Here is a 13,525-nt window from a genome sequence, read left to right as displayed (position 1 = left end):
GAATAGGCGAACGAGGCCTGGTCTTCGGCGGCGTTGCTGTCGACCGGTTCTTCGGCCACCTTGGGCCGCAGCAGCAGCAGGCGGCCACCGGCCGGCGAGCTGTCGTCACCCAGTGGCTGCAGGCTCAGCGTCCAGCCGCTTTCTTCCAGCGTCTGGCCCGGCTGCAGGCGGGCGGCGGCCTGGGCCAGTGCCGCCGGCAGGCGGCTGCGCGCGTCGGCCCAGCTGGGCAACCCGTCCTGCGGACCGAGCTTGAGCAGGCGTGCGGCGTCAGGCGACAGCGCGGTCACTTCCCAGGCGGCGTCTGCGCCCGGGTCACCTTGATCGACGGGGCCCGTGGGCCGCAGGGCCAGCGCCGGCACATCCAGCTCGGGCCAGAGCCTGGTCAGCAAGATCTGGGCGAAGCGGCCTTGTTCGTCGTCACCCAGCGGCTCGGCGCTGCCCAGGTAGCCGATGAAGCCGCCTTCGCCATCAAAGCGCGGATAGGCACGCAGCAGCCAGGGTTGGGCTTCGCCCTGGCGCTGCACGCGCAAGGCCTCGATCGGGGCTTGCGCGTCCAGCCTGGCTTTCAGCGCGGCGGCGTTCGGGTCACCCAGCGAGAACTGGTCCCACAGCGCCCCATTGAGCGGTCGGGCGTCGGCCCAGGCGGCACTTGCGGCGCCAGGTGGGGGGCGCCATTGGCGCAGCCGGTGCTGGCCATCGGTCTCCCACAGCCAGGCGTTGACCAGCTGGGTGGCGAGCTGTTGACGCAAGCGGGATTCGCGCAGGCGGGCGGCGCTGCGCTGGTGGCCCCAAGCCAGGCCGGCACCGGCACAGGCGGCACCGAAGGCCAGCATCGCGAACCAGGCATGGCTCGATGCGGGCGCGGTGGTCGAAGGCACCGCCAGCTGCCACATCAACGCGACGATGCCGGAGATCAGCACCGACACCGCCAGCGCCACTGCCAAACCACGGCCACGGCATCGGTGGCGGGGCAAGCGGTAGGTGCGGGCCATGCAACGCATTGTACGGAGCGAGTGGTCCGGCAAGCCCCTCGGGCATGCGATGCGAAATGAGCATCGAAAGCTGTGCCAAAAGGCCAGCTCATCGAAGTTTTCGCCCCCCAATTCGGGCTTGACGCCACATGGTGGCACGACCGATCCTTACAGGATGTATATTGGGCTCGCTGCTCCCTGGCTCCAATGCCGCAGGCGGGTTGCGCCCCGCGCCATCGTCAGGCGCTTGAGGGTCCATGGGAGGCAGACCGCTCGACAACCATGCTAGAAGCCCGGCCCACGCCTGCTCTCGACGACCCCCACCGCTCGGTGCTTGATATGGCCAGCCTTGATCAGCTGCGCCAACTCGACCCGACCGGTGGCAGTGGCTTTTTATCCCGCGTGCTCGGCACCTACGTCCGCTCGCTCGAACGCCACGACGCCGAGGCGCGGCAAGCGCGACAGGCCGGTCAGTGGGACGCATTCGCGCGCACCGCTCACACCTTGAAGTCGGCCTCTGCCAGTGTGGGCGCACTGACCTTCTCGCAAATCTGCGCCGACATCGAAGGCCGTATCCGGCGCCAGGAACTCGACCAGCTCGAGCCGCTGCTCGACCGGTTCTTCCAGGAGGCCGCGCTTGTCCGTGACGCGGTCCAGGCGCAACTCGGTGCCTCCGGCGCCGCCGCCTCATGACGGCGGCAGGCTCCTCTCTCGGCTTCAGCCACGCCGAGCGCCCGCGGGTGCTGCTGGTCGACGACGACGAAGTGAACCTGATGCTGGTGTCGGCCGCGCTGACGCAGCACGGTTTCGACATCACCGAAGCCACCGACGGCGAAGCGGCGCTGCGCCTGCTGCGCGACTGGACACCCGACCTGGTGGTGCTGGATGCGCGCATGCCCGGCCTCGATGGTTTCGAGACCTGCCGCGAGTTGCGCCGCATGTACGGCTTCGAGAACATCCCGGTGCTGATGCTGACCGGGCTGGACGACGAGGGCTCGATCAACCGGGCCTACCAGGCCGGCGCGACCGACTTCTTCGTCAAGTCCAACCAGTGGAGCCTGCTGGCCGGCCGCCTGCGCTACATGCTGCGGGCCTCGCGCACGAATCTGGAGCTGGCGCGCAGCAAGTCCAAGCTGGCGCGCGCACAAGACCTGGCCCGCATGGGCAGCTTCGACTGGTGGTACGAACCCGGCGTGCCGCTCAGCCACGGGCTCGACCTGTCTGAAGAGGCGCTGCGTGTCTTYGGCTTCGGGCCGGACGACCAGCCGGGCCTGAACTACCTGATGCGCTCGATCCCGCCGTCGGACCGGCGGGCGCTGCTGCGCTCGGCGCGCGAGGTGCTGCAGCAGGTGTCGGTGTTCGCGACCGACGTGCCGATGAACCTGCCCGACGGGCGTTTCCGCATCCTGCACGTCGAGGCCGAGCCCGAGTTCGCTGAACACGGCCATTGCGTCGGCTACACCGGCATCGTGCAAGACGTGACCGACCGCCGCCAGGCCGAAGACACGGTGCGGCGCCTGGCCAACAACGATGCGTTGACCAGCCTGCCGAATCGCCGCCAGCTGGTCTGGCGGACCGAGCGCGCGCTCGAATACGCGCGCCGCCTGGGCCACCAGGTCGCGCTGCTGATGATCGACCTCGATCGTTTCAAGAACATCAACGACACGCTGGGCCACACGGCTGGCGACGAGTTGCTGATCGAAGTGGYGGCCCGGCTGCGCAGCTGCGTTCGCCATTCCGACCAGATCGTCGAAGGCGTCGTCGAATCGGCTGGCACCCGCACCCACCGCTCGCTCGAAGCCGTCGGCCGGCTGGGTGGCGACGAGTTCATCGCGCTGCTGCCCGAGGTGAGTGACGAGCACGACGCCGAGCGCGTCGCGCAGCGCATCCTCGACGTGCTGCRCGAGCCGGTCTATGCCGGTGGCCAGGAATGTTTTGCCACCGCGAGTGTGGGCATCGCGCTGTACCCGCGCGACGGCACGAACGTGCACGACCTGATGCGCAATGCCGACGTGGCGATGTACCGCGCGAAAGACGACGGCCGCAACCGCCTGTCGGTCTACAGCCCGCAAGGGGCGACCCGCGGGCGCGAGAAGCTCGAGCTCGAAACCGCGCTGCACAAGGCGATCGAGCGCGACGAACTGGTGCTGCATTACCAACCGCAGGTCGAGATCTCGACCGGCCGCATGGTCGGCGTCGAAGCGTTGATGCGCTGGCGCCGGGGCGATCAGCTGGTGGCGCCGAACGAGTTCATCCCGCTGGCCGAGGTGACCGGCCTGATCGTGCCGATGAGCGAGTGGGTGCTGCGCGAGGCGGCCAAGCAGGCGTACGCGTGGCAACAGGAATTCGGCTTCGACGGCACGGTGGCGGTCAACATGCCCTACCGCATGTTCCTGCAAAAGGACATGGTCGAGCTGGTGCACGGTGCGGTCACCCCCTACGGCCTGCCGCACCGCATGATCCAGCTCGAGATCACCGAAGAGAGCCTGGTCAAGGACCTGCAAAGCATCCAGCCGACGCTGCAGCGCCTGAACGAGATGGGCGTGCAAATTTCGGTTGATGACTTCGGCACCGGCTATTCGTCGCTGTCGCGCCTGACCGACCTGCCGATCTCGGAAGTGAAGATCGACCGCTCGTTCGTCAAGAACATGGCGGTCACGCACAAGGGCACCGCGGTGGCGCGGACCATCATCGCGCTGGCCCAGGTGCTGGAGCTGCGGGTGATTGCCGAAGGCGTCGAGACGCTGGCGCAGCAGCAGGCGCTGGTCAACGAAGGCTGTGACCTGATGCAGGGCTTCCTGTATTCGCGGCCGGTGCCGGGCGAGCAGATCGGCCCGTGGAACCAGCAGCAGATCGTAGCCGGCCAGGGCGATTGGCAGCGCGGGCCGATACCGGTGCGCGTGCGGCGCGAGCACGGCACATGAGATGGCCGCTCCCTGCGGGGGGCGAGTAGCCCGTGAAAGACGCGGCCAGCAGCCTCACCCCGGCCCAGATCGCCAAGGCGGCGTTGCGTCGCCTGGCGTTGGCCAAGCAGGAGCCCACGCCTGAAAACTATGCCCAGGCCTGGGCGGAAGAAAGCGGTGAAGTCCGCGGCAGTGGCTTGCCGCCCCGCGCCAAGGCCTTGGCCGAGAAGATGGCGCAGCGCCTGTCCGATGACGCGTCACAGCGTGTCGAATTCGTGCAGCAGATGCTGCATGGTCAATGGGACGAAGCCCAGCGCTGGCTGGAGCGCAGCAGCGAGTCGGCCACCTCGCAGTCGCAGTCCTGGGCCCAGCTGATCGAAAGACTGGCGCGCGGGCTGGAACGCGGCGGCAAGCAGTGGACGATGGCGCGCAAGAAAGACAGCCTGCGCCGCGTGCTCGACTCCAGCCGCAGTGACATGCAACGCATGCTGCATCGGCTGAAGCAGCTGGTCGGCTCATGGGACGAGACCACCACCGGCGTCGACACACCGGATGCCGACGCCGAAGGTGCCGCCGCCACTGCGGGCCCCGTCAGTGGCATCGCCCCGTTGGACGACGACCGCGAAGACGACTGGCCGAGGGTCATTGCTCCCTTGCAGGCCACAGTGCAGGCCGCGTTGCCGGCCGACTCTGCCCGGGCGACCGAGCTGGCCGATGAGCTGAAGGAGCTGGGCGACCGCCTGGCGGCCGAGGGTGCCACGCCCGAGCTGATCAAGCAGACCGAGGTCTTGTGCCAACGCGCCCGCCGCCTGCTGGCGCACCGCCATCACCTGCTGGACCAGGTGCACAGGTTCAGCCTCGAGCTGAGCGAGGGTCTGACCGAGCTGGCCGAAGACGACAGCTGGGTCCAGGGCCAAGTCGCCAGYCTGCGCGAGCGTTTGTCCGGGCCGCCGAGTGCGCGGGCCGTGCAGTCGGCGAGCCAGTTGCTCTCGCAAGCGCGCATCCGCCAGCGCGAGCTCCGTGGCGACCGCGACAAGGCGCGCGACGCGCTGAAAGAACTGATCCAGCGCATGCTGTCTGAGTTGGGCGAATTGGGCGAACACACCGGCCGCTTCAGTGACGGCATGCTGCGCTACGCCGAGACGATCGAGCACGCCGATTCGCTGGAATCGCTGGCCAGCGTGGTGCGCGAGATGGTCGACGAAAGCCGCAGCGTGCACGGCCTGGTCAGCAGCACGCGCGAACGCCTGGCCGGCGAGCACCAACGCGCGACCGAGCTCGAAGCGCAAGTGCGCTCGCTCGAATCCGAGCTGCGCCGCCTGTCCGAGGAAGTGGGCACCGACGCCCTGACCCAGATCGCCAATCGGCGCGGGCTGATGCAGGCCTTCGAGGCCGAGAAGGGCCGGCTCGAGCGCGATGGTGGCCCRCTGGCGGTGGGCCTGCTCGACATCGACAACTTCAAGCGCCTGAACGACAGCCTGGGCCATTCGGTCGGCGACCAGGCCCTGGTCGCGCTGTCCCAGCATGTGCGCCAATCGCTGCGCCCGGTCGACGTGGTGGCCCGCTTCGGCGGCGAAGAGTTCGTCGTGCTGCTGCCCGGCACACCGCTCGACGAAGCGCAGAAGGCGTTGACGCGCTTGCAGCGCCTGCTGACCGCGAGCCTGTTCATGCACGACGGCAAGGAGGTCTTCGTCACCTTCTCGGCCGGCGTCACCGAGTACCGCCTGGGCGAGAAGATCGAAGAGGCGCTGGAACGCGCCGACGAAGCGCTCTACGAAGCCAAGCGTACCGGCAAGAACCGCACTTGCATCGCGTGACGCTGTCGGCCGACGGTGCGCGAGGGCTTCGACAAGCCTGAGCGGATCAGTTCCGCGCCTGCGTCTGCCGTTCGCCCTGAGCTTGGTCATTGGGCCCGTAAGACGCTTCCTGCAGCGAGTTCTGAAACCAGTCGCAACAAGCGGCTCGGTGCTTTCCCGATATGAGGGTGAAAGCGCTTTCAGCTTGGCGCACATCGACCTACCATCGGCGCCTTCGGAAAGCGCTGGTCCGCCGTCATCGGATCGGGGCTTTCGCCCCCGGCCCTCATTCCGACGGAGTCCCCGATGCGACGAATCGCTGCCTGGCTTGCCCTGACCTGGGCCAGTCTTTTCCTTTGGATCTTGCCGGCGCAGGCCCAGACCTCGGACGACTACACCCAAGGCGTGGCCGTCAGCGGCAGCGTCGCGACGATCTGGTTCAAGCCGACCTCGAACACGACGACCTGGGTCGACGTGCACTACAAGCTCAACAGCGGCCCGCAGCAGAACATCCGCATGGGCTGGGTGGCCGGCAACTCGCGCTACGAGCAGGCGGTGCAGCCGGTCGCCAACGGCAACGTCATCGACTACAGCTTCACCTACAACAAGGGCACGCCGGCCTACGACACGCCGTGGTTCAGCTATACCGTCGGCTCTGGTGGTGGCGGCGACAAGGTGGCGACGCCCACCTTCAACCCGCCCGGTGGCACCTACGCCTCGGCGGTCAACGTGACGATCGCAACGACCACAGCTGGCGCGACCATCCGCTACACGCTGGACGGCACGACGCCGACCAACACCTCGCCGAAGTACACCGCGCCCATCACCGTCAAGAAGGCCACCACCATCAAGGCGGTCGGCTTCAAGACAGGCCTGACCAAGTCGGCCGTGGCGAAGGCCGTCTACAAGTTCGACGGCGGTGGCGGCGACGGCAATGCCGCAGCGCCGGTCCTGTCCCCATGGGGTGGCTCGTTCAGCAGCCCACAGCAGGTGACGATGACCAGCGCCACCGCCGGCGCGACGATCAAGTACACGCTCGACGGTTCGTCGCCCGTCGCCTCTTCGCCGACCTACACCGGCCCGGTGACTGTCTCCAGCTCGCAGACGCTGCGGGCGATCGCCACCAAGTCCGGCATGGGCGAATCGGGCGTGTCGACGGCTGACTACTGGATCGGCGTCGGCACCTGGAACAAGCGCACGACCTTCAACATGGTCAACAACACCCGAGGCACCTACCCCGACACGCAGGTCTACTGGTCCATCATCGGCAAGGACTGGAACACCGGCCAGTTCGTGCACGTCGACGTGAACGGCAACCTGATCCCGATGCAGGTGTCGGACAACGGCGCGCTGTGGAAGAACGGCGAGGCCTACACAAACTACTTCATCCCGCTGTCGCAGTCGAAGTCGGTGACGATCCCGCCGATCAACTCGGCCCGCATGATGCTCAGCGTCGGCAGCCCGATGTACATCAAGGTGCTGATCGACGGCAACGGCAACATCGGCTACGCCGGTGCCAACATCGAGAACCCGAACGACCCGAACATCGACGTCTACTTCGATTTCATCGAGATGGCGATCGTCCCGACGACGGGCTTCTTCGGCAACACGACCCGCGTCGACCACTTCGGCTTCCCGGTCAAGCTGCGCCTGCAAGGGCTGGGCGGCTATGACCGCACCGTGGGCGAAACCGAGACCCGCGACGCGCTGTTCTCGGCCTTCCAGGCCAACGTGCCGAACGAGTTCAAGAGCCTGGCGCAGGCGCCGTACTCGCCATGGCGCATCGTGGCCCCGGGCCATGGCACCTTCAAGCCCGATGGCCCGAACGCGCATTACATGGACTCGTACATCCAGAGTGTGTGGAACAAGTACACCACGCAAACGCTGACCTTCAGTGACGCGCAGGGCACGTTCACTGGCCATGTGGTGGGTGGCCGCTTCGAGTTCACCGACGGGCAGGGCACCTACAACATCTACCGCGCGCCGTCGACGGCCGAAGCCTTCCTCGGCAACGGTGTGTTGAACGATGCCACCGGCACCACGCCGGGCACGCCGGCCTACGACAAGCAGCTACAGATCCAGGCCCAGATGTGCGCGGCGCTGAACCGCCACATCGTCGACGACCCGGATCACTGGAGCAACTCGAACTACTTCTACGCGAGTGGCCAGGCCGCGAACTGGTTCGCCAAGTTCTGGCACGACCACAACGTCGGCAAGCAGTCTTACGGCTTCCCGTACGACGACGTGTGGAACTACAGCTCGTCGCTGCACACGCCGGCGCCGACGACCGCCACCGTCACCATCGGCTGGTAAGTTTCCTCTCGTTGGGATTGGGGGCTCCGCTCGAAAGGCGGGGCCCTTTTTCTTGGCGCGCGCTTGTCTCCTGAACCCGAAAGGACACATCGATGATGACGACTCCTCAACGCCCTTTGCGCCGGACCATCGTCGCGCTGGCAGGTCTGACCACCGCCATGCTGGTCTCGTGCGGCGGCAATGCCGACGACGGTTTCGAGCAGCAGGCCGCGCAGCGATCGCGTGCCGCCGCGACAGGCGCAGAGACGCAGGCCGCGGCGCGGCCCTTCCCGCAGCACGTGGCCTACACCGCGGGTGCGATCAAGCCGAACAATGTCTCCCAGGCCGCGATGGATGCGAAGGTCAGCAGCCAGTACGACGCCTGGAAGACCAACTACCTGCGCACCGAGGGTGGGCAGGGCGCGTGGATCAAGTACGACAACACCAACTCCACCGTGTCCGAGGCACATGGCTACGGCATGGTGCTGGCCGCCTACATGGCCGACAAGCCGACCGTCGATTCGATGTACGGCTACTTCACCCATCACCCCAGCAAGCATGGCGCCCACCTGATGGCCTGGAAGCAGACGCTGATGAACGGTGTGATGACCGACGTGGCGGGCCGGGTGTCGGCCACCGACGGTGATCTCGACGTCGCCTACGCACTGCTGCTGGCCCACGTGCAATGGGGCTCATCCGGCGCGATCGACTACCGGGCCCGTGCGCTGGAGGTGATGCATGACATCCTGCAATACGACGTCAACCCGACCTACTGGAACCTGACCGTTGGCGACTGGACCCGCGACGACGACGTCAACTACACCCGGCCGTCCGACTTCATGACCGGCCACATCCTCGCGTTCGCCCGCTACGACACGGCCAACACCGCGAAATGGAACAAGGTCTACGGGGCGATCTCGGCTGCGGTCAACGACCAGTTCACCCATGGCAGCGAGAAGACCGGCCTGATGCCCGACTTCATGGTCCGCTCAGGCAGCCTGTGGGTGCCGGTGACCGGCAAGTGGCTAGAGACCCGCAACGACGGCGACTTCTTCTGGAACGCGTGCCGCACCCCGTGGCGATTGGCCCTGTCATGGCTCAACGACGGCCGCACCGACATGAAGGGGGCCCAACAGCAAATGGCCTCGTGGATCCGCGGCCAGACCGGTGGCGTGCCGCGCAAGATCCACGACGGCTACTTCGTGAAGAACGGGCCCAACGGCAAGGCGATGGACAAGCGCCGAGACCTGGTCTTCACGGCACCGATGGCTGTCAACGCGATGTTCGGCGGTGCGCCGGGCCAGGCCTGGATGGACAGCCTGTGGACCTCGATCACCGGTGGCGACTATGGCAGCACGGTGGAGTACTACGGCGATGCAGTCCGCCTGCATGTGCTGCTCACTGTGTCGGGCAACTGGTGGACGCCCTGATCCGCCGCGCCCGCCCGCACCGGCCGTCAGCGCTGCTTGCGCCGCTGCTGCCAGGCCAGCAGTTCGCCGACGAAGCCGCGGCGGAAGGCCACCACGCAGACGACGAAGATCGCGCCGATGATCACCGTGACCCACGAGCCGACGCGATCGGCCAGAAAGTTCTGCAGCCCGATGATCGTGAAGGCGCCCAGCACCGGCCCGGCGAAGGTGCCCATGCCGCCGAGCAGCGTCATCAACACCACCTCGCCTGACAGCGACCAGTGCGCATCCGACAGCGTGGCAAAACCCAGCACCAGCGTTTTCAGCGAGCCGGCCAGCCCGGCCAGCGCAGTGGAGAGCACGAAGGCCAGCAGCTTGTAGCGGTCGACGTTGTAGCCGAGTGAGATCGCGCGCGGCTCGTTCTCGCGAATCGCCTTCAGCACCTGGCCGTAGGGCGAATGCACGATGCGGATCACGAACAGGAACACCGCGACGAAGACGGCGAGCACGAAGAAGTACATCACCAGGTCGTTGGCCAGCGGCAGCAGGCCGAACAGCTTGCCGCGCGGCACACCCTGAAGCCCGTCTTCGCCGCCGGTGAACGGCGACTGCAGGAAGACGAAATAGACCATCTGCGCCATCGCCAACGTGATCATCGCGAAGTAGATGCCCTGGCGGCGAATGGCGATCAGCCCGACCACCAGCCCGGTGGCGGCGGCCACAGCGGTACCGGCCAACACACCCAACTCGGGTGACCAGCCGGCGCTGCGCACCAGGTAGCCGGTGGCATAAGCAGAAGCTGCGAAATAAGCCGCATGGCCGAATGACAACAGGCCAGTGAAGCCCAGCAGCAAGTTGAACGCGCAGGCGAAGATCGCGAAGCACAGCGCGTTCATCATGAAGATCGGGTAGATGCCGACGAACGGCGCGGCGATCAACAGCAGCAAGCCAATGCCCCAGGCGATGCGCGAAGAGCGGACGAGCGAGGATGCGCCGGCGTCCATCACTTTTCCTTCCCGAACAGGCCGGCCGGTCGAATCATCAGCACGATGGCCATGATGACGAACACGACGATGTTCGAGGCCTCGGGGTAGAACACCTTGGTCAGCCCTTCGATGATGCCCAGCATCAGCCCGGTCAGGATCGAGCCGAGGATCGAGCCCATACCGCCGATCACGACGACGGCGAAGACGACGATGATCAGGTTGCTGCCCATCAGCGGCGTGATCTGAATCACCGGCGCCGCCAGCACACCGGCGATCGCGGCCAGCCCCGCGCCGGCGGCGTAGGTCAGCATCACCATCACCGGCACGTTGATGCCGAAGGCCTGCACAAGGGCCGGGTTCTCGGTGCCCGCGCGCAGGTAGGAGCCGAGCCGTGTGCGCTCGATGACGAACCAGGTACCGAAGCACACCAGCAACGAAGCGACGACCACCCACGCGCGGTAGTTCGGCAGGATCATGAAGCCGAGGTTGGTGGCACCTTGCAGGGCTTCAGGCACCGAGTACGACTGGCCTGAGACACCGAACTGGTCGCGGAACACCCCTTCGGCAATCAGAGCCAGGCCGAAGGTCAACAGCAGCCCGTAGATCGGGTCGATCTTGTACAGGCGCTGCAGCAGCGTGCGCTCGATCACCACGCCGAGCGCGCCGACCACCAGTGGCGCGACGATCAGCGCCAGCCAGTAGTTCAGGCCGAAGTGCTCGAAACCGTACCAGGCCACGTAGGCGCCGATCATGTACAGCGCGCCGTGGGCGAAGTTGACGATCCCCAGCAAGCCGAAGATCACGGCCAGCCCGAGGCTGAGCATGGCGTAGAACGAACCGTTCACCAGGCCCAGCATCAGCTGGCCGAGAAAGGCCTGCAGGGGGATGCCGAAGATCTCCACGACGCGTGCCTTTCAGATCACTTCCAGAGCGAGCACTTGGTGTCGGCCTTTGTCGTCCACGCGGCCTCGCCCTTGATGGTCTCGACCACGTTGTAGTAGTCCCAGGGTTCGGTCGAGGTTTCGGGTGTCTTGACCTGCATCAGGTACATGTCGTGCACCATGCGGCCGTCGTCGCGGATCCAGCCGCCCTTGGCGAACATGTCGTTGACCTTGGTCTTGCGCAGCTGTGCCAGCACCTTGTCGGCATCGTCGCTGCCGGTGGCTTTCACCGCTGCCAAGTAGTTGCTCACCACCGAGTAGTCAGCGGCTTGCAAAGAAGAGGGCATGCGCTTCATCTTCTCGAAGAAGCGGCGGCTCCAGGCGCGAGCCTCTGCGTCCTTGTTCCAGTACCAGCTGTCGGTCAGGTACATGCCTTGTGTGGTCTTCAGGCCCAGCGAGTGGATGTCGTTGATGAAGACCAGCAGGCCGGCCAGTTTCATCGTCTTGGTGATGCCGAACTCATTGGCCGCCTTGATCGTGTTGATCGTGTCGCCGCCAGCATTGGCCATGCCCAGGATCTGCGCCTTGCTGGCCTGCGCCTGCAGCAGGAACGACGAGAAGTCACTTGCTGCCAGCGGGTGCTTGACCGAGCCGACGATCGTGCCGCCGGCCGCCTTGACGACGTTGCTGGTGTCGTTCTGCAGCGCAGCGCCAAACGCGTAGTCGGCGGTCAGGAAGTACCAGGTCTTGCCGCCGGCCTTCACCACCGCACCGCCGGTGCCCTTGGCCAGCGCGACGGTGTCATAAGCCCAGTGCACGGTGTACGGCGTGCACTGGTCGTTGGTCAGCGCCGAGGTGGCCGCGCCGACGACGATGAAGGGCTTCTTCTTCTCGGCCGCGACCTTGGCCATCGCGAGGCTGGTGCCCGAGTTGGTACCGCCGATGAGCATGTCCAGCCCTTGCGTGTCGAACCACTCGCGGGCCTTGGCCGCAGCCACATCGGCTTTGTTCTGGTGGTCGGCGAACACGATCTCGATCTTCTTGCCGGCCACCGCGCCACCGGCGTCCGCGATCGCCATCTTGATCGCCTCGACGCCGCCCTGGCCGTCGATGTCTGCATAGACGCTGGACATGTCGGTGATGATGCCGATCTTGACCACGTCACCAGAGATCTGGGCCTGGGCCGATGCGCCGGCCGCGACGGCCGCGGTGAAGGTGCAGGCGGCGGCGAGTTTCGTGAGCTTCATGCGGTGTCTCCGTGGGGTGAATGGGGGCGTCAAACGCCGAGGTACTCGTGCAGGCGCTCGATGCGCGACGGCAGCTCGGCCTGGGTGAATTGCTGGATGACCTGGCCATGCTCCATGACCAGGAAGCGGTCGGCCAGTGGCGCGGCGAAACGGAAGTTCTGCTCGACCATCACGATCGTGTAGCCCTGCTTGCGCAGCGCCACCACCATCTCGGCCAGCTTCTGCACGATCACCGGCGCCAGGCCTTCAGAAATCTCGTCGAGCAACAGCAGCTTCGCGCCGGTGCGCAGGATGCGCGCAACGGCCAGCATCTGCTGTTCGCCGCCCGACAGACGCGTGCCCTGGCTGTTCGCGCGTTCCTTCAAATTCGGGAACATCGCGTAGATTTGTTCGATCGGCATGCCCCCTGGCGCCAATACTGGCGGCAGCATCAGGTTCTCTTCGGCCGACAGGCTCGAGAAGATGCCGCGCTCTTCGGGGCAGTAGCCAATGCCCAGCCGCGCGATGCGGTGCGTGGCCATCGCAATCGCTTCGGTGCCATGCACCTTGATCGATCCCTTGCGCGAACCAGTCAGGCCCATGATCGCGCGTAGCGTGCTGGTGCGGCCCGCGCCGTTTCGGCCCAACAGCGTGACGACCTCGCCCTCGTCGACATGAAAGTCCACGCCGTGCAGCACATGCGATTCGCCGTACCAGGCGTGCAAGCCTTTGACTTCGAGGAAGCGCTGGGCCATCAGGTGCTCCAGGGCGTTTCGTTTGGAAGACTTCGCGGCAAGGCTGGTTGCCGCTGCTCACCCGTTGCCGAGTTGTCGGGCGGTTCATTTGCGAAGCTTGGAGCGTGGCGGGTGGCCCGGGGGGGCGTTCTCCGGCCCACGCTCGCGGGTCGACTTGCCCGGCGTGCAGCGGGCTCTTGGTCAGCACCGTTTTCGCTTGCCTGTGTGGTGGCGACCGCGAATGGGGCCTGCGCCCGCACCCCCGAGCCACCCACCATGGAACCGTTGTGGCTTGCATTTGCGTGCCATGCCACGGACGGTGCTTGC

Annotated in this window: 10 protein-coding genes; 5 read left to right on the top strand and 5 right to left on the bottom strand. The window is 66.3% G+C overall.

Annotated elements, in window-relative coordinates; all coding sequences use genetic code 11:
- Nucleotides 1–992 (bottom strand): hypothetical protein (locus AC1DYI_RS14050; protein ID WP_477204740.1); only part of this gene is annotated, 992 nt, incomplete at its 3' end.
- A 261-nt stretch (nucleotides 993–1,253) separates the two neighbouring features.
- On the opposite strand from AC1DYI_RS14050, the gene AC1DYI_RS14045 reads away from it, so the two are divergent.
- The 5 genes from AC1DYI_RS14045 to AC1DYI_RS14025 all read left to right on the top strand — a co-directional run bounded on the left by AC1DYI_RS14045 (nucleotide 1,254) and on the right by AC1DYI_RS14025 (nucleotide 9,392).
- Entirely contained in the window at nucleotides 1,254–1,664 is a 411-nt protein-coding gene (locus AC1DYI_RS14045; protein ID WP_477204739.1) for an Hpt domain-containing protein, read from the top strand.
- On the top strand, nucleotides 1,661–3,895 hold the full coding sequence (locus AC1DYI_RS14040) for a putative bifunctional diguanylate cyclase/phosphodiesterase (protein ID WP_477204738.1): 2,235 nt from the start codon (nucleotides 1,661–1,663) through the stop codon (nucleotides 3,893–3,895). The genes AC1DYI_RS14045 and AC1DYI_RS14040 overlap by 4 nt, the downstream gene beginning before the upstream one ends.
- A gap of 32 nt (nucleotides 3,896–3,927) precedes the next feature.
- Nucleotides 3,928–5,691 carry a GGDEF domain-containing protein gene (locus tag AC1DYI_RS14035; protein ID WP_477204737.1) on the top strand — a complete coding sequence of 588 codons (1,764 nt, stop codon included), beginning with the start codon at nucleotides 3,928–3,930 and terminating at the stop codon, nucleotides 5,689–5,691.
- Between the two features lie 285 nt (nucleotides 5,692–5,976).
- On the top strand, nucleotides 5,977–7,983 hold the full coding sequence (locus AC1DYI_RS14030; RefSeq protein WP_477204736.1) for a beta-1,3-glucanase family protein: 2,007 nt from the start codon (nucleotides 5,977–5,979) through the stop codon (nucleotides 7,981–7,983).
- Between the two features lie 92 nt (nucleotides 7,984–8,075).
- Entirely contained in the window at nucleotides 8,076–9,392 is a 1,317-nt protein-coding gene (locus tag AC1DYI_RS14025) for a family 8 glycosyl hydrolase (RefSeq protein WP_477204735.1), read from the top strand.
- 26 nt (nucleotides 9,393–9,418) lie between these two features.
- On the opposite strand, the gene AC1DYI_RS14020 is transcribed toward AC1DYI_RS14025, so the two are convergent.
- Genes AC1DYI_RS14020 through AC1DYI_RS14005 form a run of 4 tightly spaced genes read right to left on the bottom strand, consistent with a single transcriptional unit; the run spans nucleotide 9,419 to nucleotide 13,219 of the window.
- Nucleotides 9,419–10,375, bottom strand: coding sequence for a branched-chain amino acid ABC transporter permease (locus AC1DYI_RS14020; protein ID WP_477204734.1), 957 nt, complete (start codon nucleotides 10,373–10,375; stop codon nucleotides 9,419–9,421).
- Nucleotides 10,375–11,259, bottom strand: coding sequence for a branched-chain amino acid ABC transporter permease (locus AC1DYI_RS14015; RefSeq protein ID WP_477204733.1), 885 nt, complete (start codon nucleotides 11,257–11,259; stop codon nucleotides 10,375–10,377). Before AC1DYI_RS14015 ends, AC1DYI_RS14020 begins: the two co-directional genes overlap by 1 nt.
- A gap of 17 nt (nucleotides 11,260–11,276) precedes the next feature.
- Entirely contained in the window at nucleotides 11,277–12,485 is a 1,209-nt protein-coding gene (locus AC1DYI_RS14010; RefSeq protein WP_477204732.1) for an ABC transporter substrate-binding protein, read from the bottom strand.
- Between the two features lie 29 nt (nucleotides 12,486–12,514).
- Complete coding sequence (locus AC1DYI_RS14005; RefSeq protein WP_477204731.1) at nucleotides 12,515–13,219, bottom strand: ABC transporter ATP-binding protein; 705 nt, start codon at nucleotides 13,217–13,219, stop codon at nucleotides 12,515–12,517.
- Between the last annotated feature and the right edge of the window lie 306 nt (nucleotides 13,220–13,525).

It is taken from the genome of Ideonella sp. P3_A4 (assembly GCF_056403075.1).
The sequence above is the reverse complement of the archived record's forward strand: the minus strand, read 5'-3'. Positions and strand labels throughout refer to the sequence as shown.